Raw genomic sequence first — 18,814 nt, forward strand, 5'->3', positions numbered from 1 at the left:
AAACAGGAACTTGACCTCTACACCAGACCCGAAACATATCTAAAAGGCGGGTCAAATCTCGGTGGAAATACCGGGTCAGTTCTCAGTGGAAATCAACACCCGTCGAAGCGGAGCCGCAGCGCGGCGTCATATTCGTGGCCCGCGCGAACGGCGGGGGAATGCGATGAGCATCGCGGCTTCGCGTTCGGGCGGGCTGCATCCGGTGTGCAGTCAGGCAGGGATTCGCCTGGCTGCGTTCCCGGTTTTCAGGGCAGGAAGGGAAGAAAGGGCGGAGGGCAAGATAAAGGAAACCGGCACCACGGGGCGGCGGTTTCAGGGCAAGCCCTTGTCTGCACACTGTTTTGGAGCGCCGTTTCCGGCACCTTGCTTCTTGAGCCCACGTGCCGCGCCTCAGTGCAAAGCCTTGGCTTTGCTGGGTTTCGACCGGCACCATAGCCCGAAATCGGACGGTTTTCCGCATTTTTGGCCGGAGGCGCGCCCTTGAGCGCCGACGACGAATTCCGTTTCCGGCCGAAGCCCGGCCGCATCCGCGCCGACACGCCGAAGCTCGGCAAGGCCAAGAGCTTTCTCACCCAGGCGAAGAAGATCGCCCGCCAGCAGAGCAACAGCCCGTCGCGGTCATCCGCGTCATCGCCATCGCGCTCTCGATTCTCGGCGACCGCCAAGGGCGGCAAGGCGTCGCGGACGAGCGCGCCGGGCCTGAAGCGCGGACGCGGCGCGGCCTTCGTTCGCGCCCGCACCTTGTCGGGCGGCTGGAGGCACAACGCGCCCGGTCAGCGCCGCGTCGTCGTCAAGACCCGCTACGTTCAGGGCGCGGGCAAGAATGGAAAGTCCGCCGCCCATCTGCGCTACATCCAGCGCGACGGCACCTCGCGCGACGGCGAACGCGGCCAGCTCTATTCGGCGACCGAGGATCGCGCCGACGGTGCGGCCTTCGTCGAGCGCGGCGCGGATGATCGCCACCAGTTCCGGTTCATCGTCTCGCCCGAGGACGCCGCGGACCTCTCCGACCTCACGGCCTATACCCGTGACCTCATGCGCCAGGTCGAAACCGATCTCGGCACCCGGCTCGATTGGGTCGCGGTCAATCACCACAATACCGGCCATCCCCACGTCCATGTCATCGTGCGCGGCAAGGACGAGCTGGGCGAAAACCTCGTCATCAACGGCGACTATCTCGCCAACGGTATCCGCGAGCGGGCGAGCGAGCTGACCACGCTGGAGCTAGGCCCCGTCACCGAGATCGAGCAGAGCCGCAAGCTCTGGGCCGAAATCGATCAGGACCGTTTCACCCGCATCGACCGTGCGTTGGTCGAGGAAGCCGATGAACGCTTCCTCGACCTGCGCCATGAGGCCGCCGATCCGAAGCGCCAGTTCAACCGGACGCTGCGCCTGCGCCGTCTCGCCAAACTGGAGAAGATGGGCCTCGCCACCGAGCACGCGCCGGGCGTTTGGGAATTGGGCGAGCGCATGGAACCGGCGCTGCGCGAGCTGGGCGAGCACGGCGACATCATCCGCAACATGCACAAGACGCTTAAGGCCGACGGGCTGGAGCGCGACCCCATGACCTTCCAGATTCACGATGGGCCGCCGAAGACTCCTATCGCCGGCCGCGTCGTCGACAAATATCTGACCGACGAGCTGGGCGAGAACCTGACCGTGGTGGTCGACGGCATCGACGGCCGCACGCACCATGTCGACGGCATCGACGCCGCCCGTGTCGCGGATGCACGGATCGGCAGCGTCGTCGAGATCGGCCCCGCCGACACCGCGAGCCGTCCGTCCGACCGCACCATCGCGACAGTCGCCGAAGGCGGCGTCTATCGGCCGAGCCGTCATCTCGAACAGGCGAAGTTCGAGGGCCGCGTGCCGGGCGGCGACTATGACGGCTATGTCGACGCCCATGTGCGCCGGCTGGAGGCGCTGCGCCGCGCCGGCATCGTCGAGCGGATCGACGCCGACCAATGGCGCATCCCCGACGACTTCGAGAGCCGCGCCGCCGCCTATGACGCGGGCCGCAACAAGCATGCCAATATCCGCATCCTCTCAGCCGCCCAGCTCGAACAGCAGATCGGCGCGGACGGCGCGACCTGGCTCGACCGGCGGCTCATGACGGCGGAAATATCCGACCTCGCGCCGACCGGCTTCGGCCTTGAGGTGCGCCAGGCGATCGACCGCCGCCGCGAGCATCATATCGACCGTGGCGACGCGACGCTCGGCCTGAACGGCGGCACGCTCTATCGGCGCAATCTCCTCGCCACGCTGCGCGCGCGGGAGATCGAACGCATCGGCGGCGAGATGGCTGCGACGAAGAACCTGCCGTTCCGCGCCGCCAGCGACGGCGAGACCGTCAGCGGCAGATTCACCGGGACCGTCCAGCTATCGAGCGGCAAGTTCGCCGTCGTCGAGCAGAGCCACGAGTTCACCCTTGTCCCGTGGCGCCCGGTCATCGACCGCCAACTTGGCCGTGAGGTGAGCGGTATCGTGCAGGGCGGATCGGTGTCGTGGCAGATTGGCCGACAACGGGGCCTAGCTCTGTAGCGATGTTTCGGTTGCCGGATGAAGCCGGTGAGGGCCGCTCTTGGGATCAAGCAAACCCGATCACACTTTATCCTGGATCGCGCAAATCTCCGCTTATGGAGAGAAGTCCAAGCATCCCAGTTGTGACGAAGATCGCCGCGAAGCCAGCCCAGACCGTCATGACGAATATCACGTCGCGAGAACGGACCACCGACGGTTTACGATCGCTACGACAGCTGAAGGCACCGAACCCGCGTGCATCCATGGCAAGGGAGAGACGTGTCGCGTAGCGGGCACCGGCCGCGAGCAGCGGAACAATCGATCGACCGGTGCGACGCAAATAGCCGACCGGACCAGCAGGATCGATGATGCCGCGCGCCCGCTGAGCCGCACGCAATGTGAGGAGCTCCTGACGGTAACGGGGTGCGAATCGCATCGCGGCGATCGAACCGTATGCAAAGCGATAGGGAAGGTGGCATTGGTGGACCAGTGCGCTTGCGAGCTGGTCGGTCGTGGTGCCGAGGGATCCAAGCAGCGCCAACATCATCATCGCCGCCAAGCGCACGGCGGTTGAGGCACCATGATGCACGGCGGCTGCGCGCAACGTAATCCACCCGTCGATGACAATAGGTGAGTCCCTGACGAGATCGGATCGGGTGAGCAGAGCGAAGACGAGGGTCGTCCAGGCGCCGACCAGCAGTATCGCTACGGCTCCGGCGAGCAACCCGCGAAGCCGCAGCGGGACACCAGAGACAATAGCGACAAGCGCGAACCCTGCGACGACGGCAGGTGTGGCGATGTCGCGGGTGAACAAGAGTAGAGCGAGCGGCGGGAGCGTTGCGGCGAGTTTGGCGACTGGGTTGATCGTCGCCAGCCAGCCCCGGCGGGTTGCGGTGGTTGCGGTATTGTGCCCGTCGCTCATGGCGCGATTTCCCGGATCTGCCCGGTGCGATAGACCGTCCGCCATTCAGGTTTTTCTCGCGCGAGTGCGAGCGCGATGCGGCGCACCGGCGGCGGACGGAGGCCTGCGCGCTCAATCAGCCTGGTGTCGCAAAGGATTTCTCCTGTCGCGCCCACGTCGAGGAGACGCCCCTGTGAAAGCAGCGCCACACGATCCGCATAATCCGCGATGAGCTGCAGATCGTGTGTGATCATTATGATGGTGATGCCCGTAGCGTTGAGTTCGCAGATCATGTTTACGATTTCACGCGCACGGACTTGATCCTGCCCGAAGGTCGGTTCGTCCAGGATGAGAATTTTCGGCTCCGTAATCAGAGCAGTTGCGACGGAAAGGCGGCGCTTCTCTCCATGGGAGAGGAGAAACGGATTCACATCGGCATAGCGGGCCAGATCAAAACGCCCGAGCATGCGATCGACACGATCGTCGATTTCGTGTTTGCAACGGCGCCGGACGCGCAGGCCGTAAGCGAGTTCATCGCGGACGGTGCGTGCGAGGAACTGATGCTCGGGATTCTGGAACACATAGCCGATCCGATCACCTACCTGCCGGACGTCCAGGGCGGTCATCGGGGTGCCGGCAAGCGTGATCGAACCAGACGAGAGCGGAACCAGACCTGCGATCGCGCGCGTGAGCGTGCTCTTTCCAGCCCCGTTGACACCGGCAATGGCAAGAAACTCCCCGGACATTATCCGAAGATCAACACCGTGGAGCACAGTCACGCCCCCAAGCCTCACACTGGCGGCGTGAACGTCGATGGGAACATCTTGCTGGGCAAGCACCTGATCGCGCGATCTGTCCGTATCGGTAGTCGATACGATCGTGCCCTCAGGCGCTTCGACCGCATCGAGAGCCGGAGCAAGCTCGCTGACTGTCAGCGGCAACTCCCGTTCGGGATCGGCGTCAAGACCCAGACGGAGAGCGACGCCGGTTGCGGTTGGAAGCCAAATTCCGCGTTCAGAAAGATCGCGGGCATGCCTGCCGAGCACTTCGGCAGGAGCGCCATCGTGAATTATGGTGCCGTTGCCGTCGAGCACGACGACACGATCGGCCAGTTGGAGAGCGTCATCGAGTTCGTGTTCGACCAGGACAATCGCACGCGAGGCGTCCTTGAGGGTTGTGAGAGCAGCGTAAAACTCGGCCGAAGCGACTGGATCAAGGTTCGCGGTCGGTTCGTCGAGCACAAGCACCGGCGGGTCAAGAGCAAGCGCACAGGCAATGGCAAGACGTTGCCGGCCACCGCCGGACAACTCGGTCGGAGTGCGGAGCGCTTCCTCGCGGCTATCGGCTAAACCCATTCTGCGAAGAGCGGCGAGCGCACGGGTCTCGATCTCGTCCACCGGCACGAGAAGATTTTCCAGCCCGAAGCACACTTCATCCAGCAAGCTTCCGGTTGCGACCTGAGCATCAGGGTCCTGAAAGACGATGCCGACCTTTCCAGCAAGCTGTCCGGAGTCGACATGCCTGGTATTGATGCCGCCGCACAGCACCCGACCGCGCAGGTCCGCTTCCAGACTTGTCGGAATGAGGCCGGCGAGGGCCAGCATGACAGTGGACTTGCCGCAGCCGGAAGGACCAAGCAGCAAAACCGTCTCACCGGGATAGATGTCGAGATCGATCTTATCGCCGATCCATCTGTCGCTCGTGTCATAGCGTATGCTGACGTCTTTCAGAGAGATGACGGGGTTCGTCTTATCGGCTGTCGTCACCACGAAGTCCTCCCGCAATGCCAGCTCGGGCCAGCGCACGAGCGACGACGAGGGACAACAGGCTTCCCGCGACAAAGGAGGCGATCTGGACGGTGCAGATCAAAGCGACCAGACCGCCGTCCATACTCGGCAGGTTGTACGTATAGATACTGATGGCGCAGGAGATGAGGCCGGAGATCACGCCTGCGGCGGTGAACATGATCCAGCCAAACCAGCGGTATCGGGTCACGAAGAATGGCATCTCCATGACGGCACCCCACATCGCCATCACAACGACCATCAGCAAGGCGCCTGGAGACACGATCAACACGACACCGGCAGCGGCCGCGCCGATCACACCCGAGCCGCCGCGTCGGAGCACGCCAAGCGGCAGCAACGCGGCCATGCCCCACAAACCGAACGAAGCGGAGGCGACGGGCGGAAAGGCGGTCGTAAAGCCGACAAGGGCAAGATTGACCGGGACCAGAATAATGCCGATCGCTGCACCGAGGGCCGCCGCGATCAGGATCGTTCGTGTGCTGTAACGCCGGCGGCGCGAAGCAACAGGTTCTTGGCCGGGAATAGACACAGGCTGGTTCCGTCGAAACGTGAGCGAGCGCGTTGGTCCCGGTCGGCTGAAGGCTCGACACGGGACCGAAACGACGTTCAGAAAGTCTTGGTGATGCCAACACCCACGATGCGGCCCTGGCCGACATTGACTGTCGGGACGCCATTGAGAGGCGCGCCAAAAGCCTCGTAACGCTCATCCAGCAAGTTCCGGCCGAAGGCGTAAACCTCGAAATCCCCGCCGTCGTTCCTCCAGCCAACACGCGCGTTCACAATATGGTACGGATCGAGGTCGAAGGAATCTTCGGGATCGGCCGCGCGAGAACCGTTGAACTGATACTGGACGCTGAATGAGAACGCCCCCGGCAGGTTCATGACCGATCCCGGCGCGTCGTATTGAAGCGCGGTCGAGAATGTCCAGTCAGCTGTGTTCGGGACGCGATTGCCCTTCACCCTAGCGTAGTTCGCGCCGTTCGCGCCAAGAGAGCTGTGCGTATAACCGACGCCGCCGATGAAGCTCAGGCTTTCGGTGATGCGAGCACGAGCCTGAAGCTCGAATCCGCTCGTTGTATAGTCCTGATAGGTGGTCTTGAATGCGAGAGGTGCCCGCGGATCGAGATAGGCGATAAGGCCATTCTTGATATCGTTGTGAAACACGCTCCCGTCGAGTTGCAGACGGTCATCGAACAGGCTCGCTTTCACACCAGCCTCGTAAGTCCAACCTGTCGCGGCGGGATATGGATCGGGAAGGACACCGTTCATGACGGACGGCAGGAGCGAGTAAACGCGCGTCGAGTGTCCGCGGGCAACGGAAACATACGTCTGAATGTCGTCGGTCCACTTGTAAGACAGTGCGAGCCTGCCGGTCGGATACGTCTGCGTGGTTGAATTGCGGCCGGTCAGTCCCGGCAAGTTCAGCGCGTTGGTGAAGCCTGCATCGATATCGTCATGGCTTAGACGTGCGCCGGCGGAGGCTTCCCAGCGCTCGGCGAACGGTATCGATATGTCGCCGAACAGACCAAGATTCGTGCTGTCGATGGACGCCGTGGTCGTGTTCGGCGGGAGCGTGCATTGCAAAGCATCGCACAAACGGCTGCCTTCGGTGCGCACCACACTCGCGCCCACCACCCAGCGGATCGGATCGCCTTCAAGCGAACTCAGGCGAAATTCCTGACTGTAGATGTTTTCCTTGTCGATCGTGCCGCCAACGCCTGGGATAGCAGGCAAACCGATCCTGTCGAAAACGAGCTTGTCAGCAAAACTCGACCATCTCTCGCTTTCATTGCTCTGATACGCGCTGATCGAGGTAAACCTGAATTGATCGAAATCATGTTCGACTTTTAGCGTCACATCCCCGTGCGTTGTTTTTGCGTAGGGCTCGGTCAACGTCCCGCTGATCGGAAAGCCAGGCGTGTCGCGTAGCAGAATTGCCGGGGCGTTGCCCTTGTCGCTCAAATATGAGCCGGACAAGGTAATCGTGGTGTTCTCCAGACCATTAAAGCGCAGGCCGCCACGAAATGCGCCGATATCACGCTTACCGAGATCCTCGGTGAACAGGCTGTCGATGTCTCCGTCCTGACGTCCAAAACGAACCGCCATCCGTCCGTCGAGCGCACCGGGAATGATATTGCCGCCGAGAACTGCTTCACCCATACGGTAGCCGTTCGATCCGAACTCAGTGGTGAAGCGAATGTCGCGTTCCCCGTCAGGTTCATTGGTCACGACATTGATGGCGCCGCCGAGCGCGTTGGTGCCCCAGAGCGTGCCCTGCGGCCCTCGCAGGACTTCGACGCGATTGACATCGAGCAGAACGCTCGAAGCGCTCATCATGCTGTTGGGAACACCATCGACATTGAAGCCAACGGTGCCGTCGGAGAAATTGAGCGGCGTGCCGAGGGAGCTTACGCCACGGATCGAGAAGAACTGCGTTCCGGCGCCACGGTCGACCCATTGAACATTGGGAGAATTGCGCGCGATGGCAGGGGCGGATGCAAGGGGAGCTGCGGCCAGGTCTTCCGGCGAGACCACGGTGACGCTCTCAGGCACGTCCTGAAGTCGCTCGTCCGTTTTGCGCGCGGTGATGATGATCGGGTCGAGAACTGTGACATTGTCGGCTTCTTGGCGCGACGAACGCCGGCTTTCCTGCGCATAGGTCGGCTCCATTGCCGAAAGAGCAAAGACCAGCGTGGTCACGGAAACCCCGCTCAACATCAGATTACTTTTATTCCAAAGTGACATACCAGCCCCCAACGACGATCCCACGGACATATCTGCGAGTGATCCGCATTATCGACGTTGATAAACTTGAGGCTGAAACTCGCCTTTCGCTGTTTCGCCAAACAGCTTTCCGATCCCGCCAAAATGCTCGCTGAGGGCTTCCGGGGCTATCGGAAGGGACTATTTACTGGCGCCTGCTCGGGGCAATCAGCTCATCCATGCCCTTTGAGATGACGCTCTGGCGGCACCGCTATTCGAAACCGGCAATGGTCCGGGGAGACGAGGATCCCATTGATGATCGATTCTTGGAGGCTTTCTCCGTCAAACAGACCTGCACCCCAAGGTTAGGTAGCGGTCATGTCCCGGTCCGGGTGTTTCCATCTTCGTTCGGCATGCATGCTGATCTGCCTTGTCACGGCGTTCCCGCAACCCGCGCTGGCTGCCGTGCTTGAGCCTTCCGTCAAGAAGGCTTGCGAAGCGGAGATCCTGTCAATCTGCGTGCGGCCGTGGCGGCTTACGCCCGACGCTATATCGATCTGTGTCGAGGAAAACCGCCTCAAGCTCTCTTCGATGTGCAGAGTTCTCTGGGCCACTCTTCGCAAGTGCCAGTTGGAGGTGAAAGAGGTGTGCGGCGGACTGAACCCGCTCACGATCAATCATTGTTTGAAGAACTCCATCGGCAAGTTCACCTCGACTTGCCGGGAGACATTAAACGATAGATGAGCTTCTTGTTGCTGCCGGACTATCGGGAGAAGGCGTCTTTTCGCGGTCTCCGCGTATCATCGCCACTGCCGCGCTCCGCGAAATAGCGGCCGGGCGACTTGCCGGTCGTCTTCTTGAACATGGTGATGAAGCTGCTGGCCGTTTCGTAGCCGAGGTCGAGCGCCACCGCCTGAACGCTGTCTCCGCTCGCCATGCGCTGGAGTGCCAGTGTAACGTGAAGCTGGTGACGCCAGCGCCAGAGACTCATGCCGGTCTCGCGTCGCATCTTCCGGCTCAGCGTTCTCTCGCTCATCGCGCAGCGCACCGCCCACTGCGCCACCGATGACTTGTCATCAGGAGCGGACATCATCATGTCGGCGAGACGCCGCAGGCTGGGATCGGATGGCAATGGAAGTCGGTGGTGTTCGGTCCGGGCAGTGCTCAGTTCATCGAGGATGACAGGAAGCAACCGGACTTCCGGCCCATCCAAGGGGTAAAGCGCACTAAACTGCGCGGCGCGGATCAGTGCCTCTCGCAGCAGGGGCGAGACAGACATCGTACAGCAGGCCCGTGGAAGGTTCGGATAGACGTTGGGATCGAAGAACAGAACGTAATATTCGGTCTTGCCGAAAGCCTGACACTTATGCGGCGTGCCGGATGGAATCCATACCGCGCTTTGCGGAGAGACCGTCCAGAGGCTACGCTCGATCTCGCAAGTGAGGACACCTTTGACGGTATAGATCAGTTCGCATCTGCGGTGCTGATGCTCTGAAACCTCAAGGCGGTTTGCGACCTGCTTGAGACCGATAGCGACGACAGGCCGAGGAATCCTGTCGATTCGAGCGACGTCCCGTTGCACGTACTGCAAAGCGGTCTCCAAACCATCCATGCCTGCTTCTCCTGGCCGGCGGAACGCCGCATCGAACGATCCCGCCAAAATCTCGAACCGGCCATTCGCTTCCTTTCCACCACACGGATCGGCGACTATTTCGAATGCGCCGGGGATGGCTCGGCAGGTGCGGGAGCGCGCCGGAAACGGCCATGAAGGCCCTCGATTGCCAGAAACACCGCCGGCGTGGTCAGGAGCGACAGCACCGTTGCCACAATCAGGCCGCCTATCACGACGATCGCCATAGGGGCGCGGAACCCGCCGCCGACGGCAGCACCCAATGCGCTCGGCAACATGCCTGCCACCATCGCCAGCGTGGTCATCAGGATGGGCCGAGCCCGGGTGCAGCAGGCATGGACGATGGCGTCGGCAGGCGGCATCCCGTGATCCTCACCGATCTTGGCGAAGTCCACGAGCAGAATCGCATTCTTGGCCACGATTCCCATCAGCATGAGAACGCCGATCAGCACGGGCAGATTGATCGGTGTGCCGGTCACGAACAATGCCAGGATCGCGCCAGTCAGGGCCAGCGGCAGGGACAACAGGATGATCAGAGGCTGACGCACGCCCGAGAACAGTAACACCAGGACGGCGAACATCAGCAGCAACCCGAGGCCCAGCGCGCCGACGAAGCCGTTCATGACCTCATCCATCAGTTCGCCGTCGCCAGCAGCCTGGATTGATATGCTGGACGACAACGCCCGCACCTCTTCGGAGGCACGAATTCCGGAGAGTGCTGTGCCGAGGGTCTGCCCGGCCGCGAGGTCGGCGCCAACCAAGACACGACGTTGGCGGTCATATCGTTCGATCGACGAAGGCCCGCCTTGCCACCGAACGTCGGCAACGGCGGAGAGCGGAACGGGCCGTCCGTCGATCCGCGTAACCGGGAGTGCACGCAGCAATTCGATGTCACGCCGGGCGGCAGCATCCAGACGTATGCGTATGGGGACCAGACGGTCTTCCGCCTTGAACTTCGGCAACACGATATCTGCGTCGCCCACCGCGGCCAGGCGCACCGCATCGGCAATCTGCACGGTCGAGATATCGAGCCGGGAGGCATCAGGCAGCCGCGGCGTGATGTGGATCTCGCTGCGCGTGAAGCCGGAATCCGTGGAGACGTTCGCCAGACCCATCGCCTGCATCTGTGTCTCAACCAGCGCTGTTGCTTCGTGCAACCGTGCGGGCGAAGCCGCAGCGACGGAGATTTCCACCTCGCGCCCGAGATTGCTGTTCAGCGGCCAAGCCCGCAGGTCCGGCAGGGTGCGCAGCAAATCGCGAACGGCAAGCTGCACCTGACGCTGGCTCCGCTGCCGCTCGCCCCTCGGTTTCAGGTGGACGATCAAGGTGGAAAGTCGGAGCTCCTGCCTTCCCGAAGGCGACACACCGCCTTCCACCAGGACGTGCGCAACGTCGGGTATTTCGGCGCGCACGCGCTTTGCCATGGCATCGGTCCGGTCGGCCAACTGCGTCAGTGTGATTCCGGGAGAGGCTTCCACGGCGAATATAAGACGGCCGGTATCTTCCGCCGGCACCAGATCATCCGGCAACTGACTGGCAGCCGCCAGTGACAGCGCAAAGCCCAGGACGCTGACGATGATCACCGTACCTTTCCGGCGAACCACCCAGCCCAGTATGTGCGCATACCAGCCGGTCGATGATACCGGGGACGTCTCCTCGGATAGCGGCTTTGTCGAAGAGCGCAGCAAGTTGGCCGCCATGATGGGCGTGATCAGCCGGGCCACCAGCAGCGAGAACAGGACCGAAACCGAGACCGTCAGGCCGAACTGCTTGAAGTATTGGCCTGCGACGCCGCTCATGAAGCCCACCGGCGCGAACACCACGGCGACGCTGGTCGAGATGGCCATCACCGCTAGGCCGATCTCGGCGGTGGCGTCGAATGTGGCCTGCCGGGGCGTCTTGCCCATGTGCATGTGCCGCTCGATGTTCTCGATCTCGACGATGGCGTCGTCCACCAGGATGCCGGTCACCAGCGTCACGCCAAGGAGGCTGAGCATGTTCAGCGTGTAGCCCGCCAGATCGAGCACCCAGAAGGTCGGAACGATGGCCAGCGGCAAGGAGGTCGCGGCGATCAGGGTGGCGCGCCAGTCGCGCAGAAAGACGAAGACCACGAAGACAGCCAGTGCCGCGCCTTCGAGCAACGTGCTCATTGCTGCATCGAAAGTCTCCTGCGTGGGGGTGACGGTCTCGTCGATGCGCGTGAACGTGATATCCGGTGCCGAGGCCTGTAGCGTTGGCAGCGCATCGGCGACCGCACGCGCCACCGCGATCTCGTCGGCGCCTCGCGCGCGAAACACGGAGAAGGCAGCCGCGGCCTGCTCGCCATCGCGGCGCAGGAATGTCTGAGCTTCGGCTGTCGTATCCGTTACGCGCGCGATGTCGCCGAGGCGCAGGCTGCGGCCGGCCAGAGGCAGGAGCGTGCCGGCCAGTTCCTCAACCGAGCGTGCGCGCGCCAGTATGCGTACCGGTTGCTGACTATCGGCCGCATTCCAATGCCCGGCGGGCAGATCGACGCGGCCGCCTCGAAGGGCGTTTTGCACGTCGCCGACAGTGATGCCCAGGGACAATAGCCGGTCCGGATAGAGGGCGATTTCAATCTCCCTCGCACTCCCGCCCCGGCGCACGACATCGCCGACACCAGGCAGTCCGCGCAGGTGTTGGGAAACGGCATCGTCGATGAACCATGACAGTTCCGCAAGGGATCTGCCGGGTGACGAAACCTGCCACGTCACCAACGCCACACCTTCCGTATCGACCTTGGAAACGATCGGCGCGTCGATGTCGGCAGGCAGTTGGCTGCGCAGCGCATCGACGCGACTCTTGACCTCGAAGAGCGCGGTGTCGGGCGCCACATTCAGTTGGAACTCGATCCGAGTGGAGGAAAGTCCATCGGTGATCGAAGAACTCACATGGCGTATGCCGGTGATCCCTGCCACCGCGTTCTCGACCAGACGTGTCACGTCCGTTTCCAGCTCTTCGGGCGCGGCTCCAGGCTGCGAAATGGACACGTTGACCAGCGGTAGGTCGATGTTGGGGGTGCGCCCGACCGGCAACGACAGGAAGGATGACACGCCCAGCAAGATCAGCAAGACGAACAGCACCAGCGAGGGGACGGGCTGGCGGATTGCCCAGGCGGAAATATTGAGATTCATCGCGCGATGCCCCTTGCGTCATCGCCGACTGCAGCGATCCGAACGGGATCGCCATCGCGCAGCAGCGAGCCCGCTCTCGCCACGACAGCATCGCCAGCATTCAGCCCCTCGATGATTTCGGCATGCTCGGCGTTCTGCGCGCCCAGCGTCACGGCCCGTCGCAGGGCCTTGCCGTCTGCGACGACGAAGACATAGGCTCCTTGCTGGTCGAACAGGAGGCTGGATTGCGGAATGGCGAGGAGATCGGCACGGCCTATCCGCAGGCGGGCGCTGGCGCCAGCGCCGGAGACGAGGCCAGAGGGCGCGTTGTTGAGGCTGATCCAGGCCCGGCCCAATCGGGTCTTGCTGTCCAGTGCGCCTGACAGGCGGCGCACCGTGCCCGACATCGCTTGTCCGTCTGCCAGGGTGATGTCGGCGCTCTGGCCGACGCTGGTCTGGCGCCATGCCGTTTCGCTCAGGTCGGCCACCAGTTCCATGACGCTCTCAGCGGCGATCTCGAAGAGGGGCTTTTCGTTCGCGACCTCGCCGATTTCGATGTGTCGTCGCTGCAGCAACCCCGCCACGGGTGCGCGGACTTCGGCGCGTGCAACGTCGATTTCCAACGCGCGCACACGCGCCTGTGCTTCTACATAGCTGGCCGTTGCTGCATCGGCGGCACTGCCTGCCATCGTGCCAGAAGTCTTAAGTGCTTGGGCGCGAGCCAGCGCCTGCTCGGCACGATGAAGTTCTCCACGCGCGCCGGACAACTCAGCGCTCTGCCGCTCGGAGGACAGGCGTGCTAGGACCTGGCCGGAGCGGACCGTCTGGCCCTCTTCGGCCAGGAGTTCGGTCACCACCAGGCCGGACGTCTGTGCGTGAACCAGCGCCACACGATGCGGTATCAGCGAACCGGTCACCGTGATGGAAGAAACCAGGGGCAGGATTTGTGCGCGCACGATGCTGACGACCGGAGCGGGATCCGTCGCCGCTTCAGGTTCATCCCCATCATTGCAACCTTGAAGGACTAGCAGGACGATCAGAAGGGCGGGCCATGATCGAGGGGAATGACGAGGCATAAAAGCGTTCCTAAAAAACTGTTCAGCATGTGCCGGAGGCTGTGCGGCTCACATGATCGTTGCCGGCCGGCGCCGATGCGTCCCCGGTTCCGAACTCAGATACGCTGGTGGTCAGCACGCCACATCGAACGATCCCGCCAAGATATCTCTCAAACCGGCCAATCATCTTGTTGGAGTGCGCGCGCGGTTGCTGACAGCCGTGGCTTACTGTGGCGAAGCAGGGCATAGCCAGCGGCCGGCAGATGGCAGGATCGCGGTATTTGTTGGCAGGCTTGCCGGAGCGGTCGGCCTGTCGCCTGTGATACGGATAACTGCGTCAGTTATTGCCCGTGGACTTGCCTGTTGACCGAATAGTGATGTCGGCCTTCGGCGGCTCCCGACATCTTGCACGGTCAACGAAAGGTAAGACGATGCTCCTAGATGATTCCCGCTTTCCCCTTGTCTTCCTGCGCGAGCATGAGGACGACGGCTCGTCCATTGACGAGGTGCTGGAGAGGAACAATCAGCTTGAAAGCCTTCTGGACAAGCAGACGCCGTTCGTGCTGATCGCCGATCACTCTACGCACGATCACGATGACGAGACGCCCGAGGAGCGCAAGGCAAAGGCGCTGTTCTTCAAGCGGATCAAGGACCGGATGAGGAAGTATTGCCTTGGGTTGATTGTGATCGAAGGCCACTCTCCGATAAACGCCGCGGCACGTGTCGCCGCGTCGGCGGCAAGCAAAGCTTTGGGCTTTTCCGTCCAGTTCGCAGCCGACGAAGAGCAAGCTGCTGCCAAGGGCTTACTCTTGCTTGAAAAGCATGCCGCCTGAGCCACAATGGCGAGTGGAGAAACACTCATCATTAAGGGGTACGATACCCTGTTCAGGGCAATGAGGCCGGATTGGAATAATGTAATGGAGTTTCCGCCTAAAACTGACATCGACGCGGTGGATGAAATTCCACGCCCCGTCTTCAGTCTGATCACTGAAGCGACCTTCGTCGGTGAAACGGAGCCTCATTGCCACAACAAGGCGCAATTGATGTATGTCATCAGTGGCGTCTTGACGGTTCAGGCCGCAGGCGGCATCTGGACGGTTCCGCCGCATTGCGCCTTATGGATACCCAGCGGCGTCTCCCATGCCGGCAGGATGGATGGTCACATCAAGATCGGGAGTTTGTACATCGATCCGGGTTTGGCCGTTCCGCTTGATCAGGATTGCGGCATTTTGTTCATACAGCCCTTCCTCCGCGAGTTGATCCTGCGCTTCGATTTTGAATCACCGCTGGAAAACATGGACCGCGGGCGCGAAACACGACTCATTTCAGTGCTGCTTGATGAACTGGCCGCGGCGCCACTTGAACCATTCTACCTGCCGATGCCGAACGACCGGAGGCTCCGGCGGCTGACCGAATCCATGATCGAAAATCCGGGCCTGCGTTTCACCATCGACGAGTGGGGTGCGCGCGTCGGGGCGAGCAATCGAACCCTGAGCCGGCTGTTTCAGCGCGAAACCGGCATGTCGTTCATTCGCTGGCGCCAGCAACTGCATATCGGTCTGGCGCTGCAGCGCCTCGCGCAAGGCGAACTGGTTACGAACATCGCCATCGATCTCGGCTATGAGAGTGTCAGCGCTTTCATCTCGATGTTCAGGCGAATGCTGGGAACAACACCCGCGCGGTATTTCGGTGAAGCAGTTTCGGCGGCCTCGGATCGCGGTGACCGAAAGACGCTCGCCCACGACGAACGTGATCACGACATCGCGGAAGCGGCCAAAACAGCGCCGAATGTCGTCCCGCTAAGATCGCAGCCGCTTCAGCACAAATAGCCCGGAGGAATCATACCGGCGGCGAATGACCGGCGCTGCATGTGATCATTCGGCTCGCGGGTCCATCCCTAGAGAGGATCGCGCCATTACAATCTTTCAGTAGGGACTAGAAATGCGCCGTCGGAAACTGAGCAAGATGCCTCAAATGCCAGCAAACCCATTGCTGCTTGGCGGTCGTATTCCGATGATGTCACTTGTACAGACACTCGCTGTCGCTGAGCATCTGAATTTCCGTCACGCGGCCAATGCGCTTGGGGTTACTCAATCGAGTGTCAGCGCGCGCGTGAAAATGCTGGAAGAAGAACTTGGTATTCTTCTCTTCGAACGCCACACGCGAGGCGTGCGCATCACACAAGCGGGCCGGCACTTTATCGAAGGCGTTGCTTTGGCAATCGATCAACTCGACCAGACCGTTAGAACCGCCGGCATGTTCTCGCGCGGTGAGCAGGGGCGTCTTCGAGTCGGTATTCACGCTCTGATCCCTGGCGGCTTCCTCGCTACTCTTTTGCAACATTATCGAGAGCGGCATCCAGGCATTGAGGTAGAGATCACCGAAGGCACTGCGCGCGAGGCGGTAATGCAGCTCCGCGCTGCCCACTTGGACATAGCATTCGTAGCAGGAACACCCGACCCCCCGGATTGCCACTCACGACAGATATGGACCGAAGCGCTGATGGCAGCGCTACCAACAAACCATCCGCTTGCCGAGCGCTCCTACGTCACGTGGTCAGATCTGGCAGCGGAGACGTTCCTCGTCCGATATAGTGGCGCCGGGCCGCAAGTTTATGACCATATCGTGGCGCGCCTAGCCGGTCGCTGGTCCGCCCCCTCAATCCTCCGTTTCGATGTCGGGCAAACCACGTTGCAATCAATGGTCGAGCAAGGATTCGGCATCACCATTGTCGGGCAGGCCGCGTCGCTTTTGCCAACTCCCGGCTTGGTCTTTCTTCTCATTGCAGACGAACCTGTGTCGGTTTCATTTTCCGCAGTCTGGTCGCCGCATCACCGCGGCGCGGCGCTGCGGAACCTACTTGCACTCGCTGACGAAATGGGGCGCTCAGCCCAGCTCACTCAGGTTCTCAGCGGCTCGACTCCACAATCCCGCGAACAAACCAAGGCATAACGCAAACCTATCCGATTTGTACGCCAGAGTATCCGACCGCCCTCCCGTTTCATCTTTTTTGTTGCCTGTCCCGAAAACACCCATTCTCTGATCGGCTCCGACATTTTTGCCGATTGGAGCCTGTATGCGTGGCGGCCGAATCCTCTGGGGTCAGATCACCGTCGTTCTGACCATAGTTCTCGTCATGACCTGGGCGGCGACGCAATGGACCGCGTGGCGGCTCGGCTTTCAGCCGCAACTCGGTCAGCCTTGGTTCGAGCTGGCGGGCGTTCCGATCTACTACCCGCCGGCCTTCTTCTGGTGGTGGTTTTCCTACGACGCCTATGCGCCGTCGATCTTCACCGACGGCTCGATCATCGCCGTATCCGGCGGCTTCATCGCCATCGCCGCTGCGATTCTCATGTCCCTCATCCGCGCGCGCGAAGCCCGCAACGTCGCGACCTACGGTTCGGCGCGATGGGCCGAGAAGGAGGAGGTGCTTGTGGCGGGCCTGCTCGACCTTGATGGCGTCGTGCTCGGAAAATACGAACGGGACTATCTGCGCCATGACGGCCCGGAGCATGTCCTGTGCTTCGCGCCGACGCGATCCGGCAAGGGCGTCGGCCTCGTCGTACCGACGCTGCTGACCTGGCCGGGAAGCTGCATCGTCCACGACATCAAGGGTGAGAACTGGACGCTGACGGCGGGCTTTCGCGCCAGGCACGGCCGCGTGCTGCTGTTCGATCCGACCAATGCCCGATCGTCGGCCTACAATCCGCTGCTCGAAGTCCGGAAGGGGGAATGGGAGGTCCGCGACGTGCAGAACATCGCGGACATTCTGGTCGATCCCGAAGGCAGTCTCGACAAGCGCAATCACTGGGAAAAGACCAGCCACAGTCTGCTTGTCGGGGCGATCCTGCACGTCCTCTACGCGGAGAAGGACAAGACGCTGGCGGGCGTCGCCAATTTCCTCTCCGATCCGCGCCGCCCGGTAGAAGCCACCCTGCGGGCGATGATGGACACGCCGCATCTCGGCGAAGCCGGCGTCCATCCCGTCATTGCATCGTCGGCGCGCGAGCTGCTGAACAAATCCGACAACGAACGCTCCGGCGTGCTCTCCACCGCCATGTCGTTTCTCGGCCTCTACCGCGATCCCGTCGTGGCCCGCGTCACGGCGCGCTGCGACTGGCGCATCGCCGATCTCGTCGGCGGCAAGAAGGCGGTCAGCCTCTACCTCGTCGTGCCGCCATCCGACATCAATCGCACCAAGCCGCTCATCCGCCTCATCCTCAACCAGATCGGCCGCCGGCTCACCGAGGAGTTGACCGCGACGACGAAGCGCCACCGGCTGCTCTTGATGCTCGACGAGTTTCCGGCGCTGGGGCGCCTCGACTTCTTTGAATCGGCGCTCGCCTTCATGGCGGGCTACGGCCTCAAGGGCTTCCTGATCGCCCAATCGCTCAACCAGATCGAACGTGCCTATGGGCCGAACAACGCCATCCTCGACAATTGCCATGTGCGCGTTAGCTTCGCGACCAACGACGAGCGCACCGCCAAGCGCGTGTCCGATGCGCTCGGCACGGCGACCGAAATGCGTGATTCCACCAACTATGCCGGCCACCGGCTTTCGCCCTGGCTCGGCCACCTGATGGTCTCGCGGCAGGAGACGGCGCGGCCGCTCATGACGCCCGGCGAGATCATGCAGCTCCCGCCGTCCGAGGAAATCGTCATGGTCGCGGGCACGCCGCCGATCCGCGCCACCAAGGCCCGCTATTTCGAGGATGCGCGTTTGCAGGAGCGCATCATCACGCCACCCGAGCTGGCGACCGCTCCCGCGAACACCGCCACGTCCGACGACTGGTCGGGCCGCGTCGTCGCGGCGGCAGGTCAGACGAGCGCGACGGGCGCGGGCGAAGACGGCGGCGATCCGGCCAATGCCGGTATCCGCCGTGAGCCGGAATTGCCCGAGCACGAAGAGATCACCCCGCCGCCGTCGCCGGCACAGGAGTTCGAGCTTCTGGACGACGAACTCGATGTGGACGCTGCCAAGGCCAACGCCATGCGCAGCCGCATGCGGATGGTCGCGCGGCAAGCCTCGCTCGACCCCGGCGACGGCATCGAACTGTAAGGACCGCGCC

Annotated in this window: 12 protein-coding genes; 5 read left to right on the top strand and 7 right to left on the bottom strand. The window is 62.3% G+C overall.

Annotated features, from left to right (window positions below):
• Nucleotides 1-1,035 precede the first annotated feature (1,035 nt).
• On the top strand, nt 1,036-2,541 hold the full coding sequence (locus tag ACQZ5K_RS18220; RefSeq protein WP_448741126.1) for a DUF3363 domain-containing protein: 1,506 nt from the start codon (nt 1,036-1,038) through the stop codon (nt 2,539-2,541).
• Nucleotides 2,542-2,608: 67 nt separating this feature from the next.
• Here ACQZ5K_RS18220 and ACQZ5K_RS18225 read toward each other — a convergent pair whose 3' ends face one another.
• The 7 genes from ACQZ5K_RS18225 to ACQZ5K_RS18255 all read right to left on the bottom strand — a co-directional run bounded on the left by ACQZ5K_RS18225 (nt 2,609) and on the right by ACQZ5K_RS18255 (nt 13,766).
• Nucleotides 2,609-3,442 carry an energy-coupling factor transporter transmembrane component T family protein gene (locus ACQZ5K_RS18225; protein ID WP_448741041.1) on the bottom strand — a complete coding sequence of 278 codons (834 nt, stop codon included), beginning with the start codon at nt 3,440-3,442 and terminating at the stop codon, nt 2,609-2,611.
• Nucleotides 3,439-5,190 (bottom strand): ABC transporter ATP-binding protein, encoded by a 1,752-nt coding sequence (locus ACQZ5K_RS18230; protein ID WP_448741042.1) that lies wholly within the window; start codon nt 5,188-5,190, stop codon nt 3,439-3,441. The genes ACQZ5K_RS18225 and ACQZ5K_RS18230 overlap by 4 nt, the downstream gene beginning before the upstream one ends.
• Nucleotides 5,171-5,755, bottom strand: coding sequence for an ECF transporter S component (locus ACQZ5K_RS18235; RefSeq protein ID WP_448741043.1), 585 nt, complete (start codon nt 5,753-5,755; stop codon nt 5,171-5,173). The genes ACQZ5K_RS18230 and ACQZ5K_RS18235 overlap by 20 nt, the downstream gene beginning before the upstream one ends.
• Before the next feature lie 77 nt (nt 5,756-5,832).
• The gene (locus ACQZ5K_RS18240; protein ID WP_448741044.1) at nt 5,833-7,926 is read right to left on the bottom strand and encodes a TonB-dependent receptor; all 2,094 of its coding nucleotides are present in this window, start codon (nt 7,924-7,926) and stop codon (nt 5,833-5,835) included.
• 766 nt (nt 7,927-8,692) lie between these two features.
• Complete coding sequence (locus ACQZ5K_RS18245; RefSeq protein WP_092715076.1) at nt 8,693-9,541, bottom strand: AraC family transcriptional regulator; 849 nt, start codon at nt 9,539-9,541, stop codon at nt 8,693-8,695.
• A 95-nt stretch (nt 9,542-9,636) separates the two neighbouring features.
• Complete coding sequence (locus ACQZ5K_RS18250) at nt 9,637-12,711, bottom strand: efflux RND transporter permease subunit (RefSeq protein ID WP_448741045.1); 3,075 nt, start codon at nt 12,709-12,711, stop codon at nt 9,637-9,639.
• Nucleotides 12,708-13,766: an efflux RND transporter periplasmic adaptor subunit gene (locus ACQZ5K_RS18255; RefSeq protein WP_092715073.1), complete on the bottom strand. Its 1,059-nt coding sequence runs from the start codon at nt 13,764-13,766 to the stop codon at nt 12,708-12,710. Before ACQZ5K_RS18255 ends, ACQZ5K_RS18250 begins: the two co-directional genes overlap by 4 nt.
• A 356-nt stretch (nt 13,767-14,122) precedes the next feature.
• Between ACQZ5K_RS18255 and ACQZ5K_RS18260 the strand changes: the two genes are divergently transcribed.
• The 4 genes from ACQZ5K_RS18260 to ACQZ5K_RS18275 all read left to right on the top strand — a co-directional run bounded on the left by ACQZ5K_RS18260 (nt 14,123) and on the right by ACQZ5K_RS18275 (nt 18,804).
• A complete protein-coding gene (locus tag ACQZ5K_RS18260; protein ID WP_256117719.1) occupies nt 14,123-14,578 on the top strand; it encodes a hypothetical protein in 456 nt (151 codons plus the stop codon).
• 84 nt (nt 14,579-14,662) lie between these two features.
• A complete protein-coding gene (locus tag ACQZ5K_RS18265; RefSeq protein WP_448741046.1) occupies nt 14,663-15,574 on the top strand; it encodes an AraC family transcriptional regulator in 912 nt (303 codons plus the stop codon).
• A 145-nt stretch (nt 15,575-15,719) separates the two neighbouring features.
• Nucleotides 15,720-16,697 carry a LysR family transcriptional regulator gene (locus ACQZ5K_RS18270; protein WP_448741047.1) on the top strand — a complete coding sequence of 326 codons (978 nt, stop codon included), beginning with the start codon at nt 15,720-15,722 and terminating at the stop codon, nt 16,695-16,697.
• A gap of 124 nt (nt 16,698-16,821) precedes the next feature.
• Complete coding sequence (locus ACQZ5K_RS18275) at nt 16,822-18,804, top strand: conjugal transfer protein TraG (protein WP_448741048.1); 1,983 nt, start codon at nt 16,822-16,824, stop codon at nt 18,802-18,804.
• Nucleotides 18,805-18,814 lie beyond the last annotated feature (10 nt).

It is taken from the genome of Agrobacterium sp. 22-226-1 (genome assembly GCF_053522345.1).

Coding starts and splice junctions, on each gene's coding strand:
- ACQZ5K_RS18270 (WP_448741047.1), top strand. CDS start 15,720: ATGCCAGCAAACCCATTGCTGCTTGGCGGTCGTATTCCGATGATGTCA.
- ACQZ5K_RS18260 (WP_256117719.1), top strand. CDS start 14,123: ATGTCGGCCTTCGGCGGCTCCCGACATCTTGCACGGTCAACGAAAGGT.
- ACQZ5K_RS18250 (WP_448741045.1), bottom strand. CDS start 12,711: ATGAATCTCAATATTTCCGCCTGGGCAATCCGCCAGCCCGTCCCCTCG.
- ACQZ5K_RS18225 (WP_448741041.1), bottom strand. CDS start 3,442: ATGAGCGACGGGCACAATACCGCAACCACCGCAACCCGCCGGGGCTGG.
- ACQZ5K_RS18245 (WP_092715076.1), bottom strand. CDS start 9,541: ATGGATGGTTTGGAGACCGCTTTGCAGTACGTGCAACGGGACGTCGCT.
- ACQZ5K_RS18220 (WP_448741126.1), top strand. CDS start 1,036: ATGCGCCAGGTCGAAACCGATCTCGGCACCCGGCTCGATTGGGTCGCG.
- ACQZ5K_RS18275 (WP_448741048.1), top strand. CDS start 16,822: ATGCGTGGCGGCCGAATCCTCTGGGGTCAGATCACCGTCGTTCTGACC.
- ACQZ5K_RS18265 (WP_448741046.1), top strand. CDS start 14,663: ATGGAGTTTCCGCCTAAAACTGACATCGACGCGGTGGATGAAATTCCA.
- ACQZ5K_RS18255 (WP_092715073.1), bottom strand. CDS start 13,766: ATGCCTCGTCATTCCCCTCGATCATGGCCCGCCCTTCTGATCGTCCTG.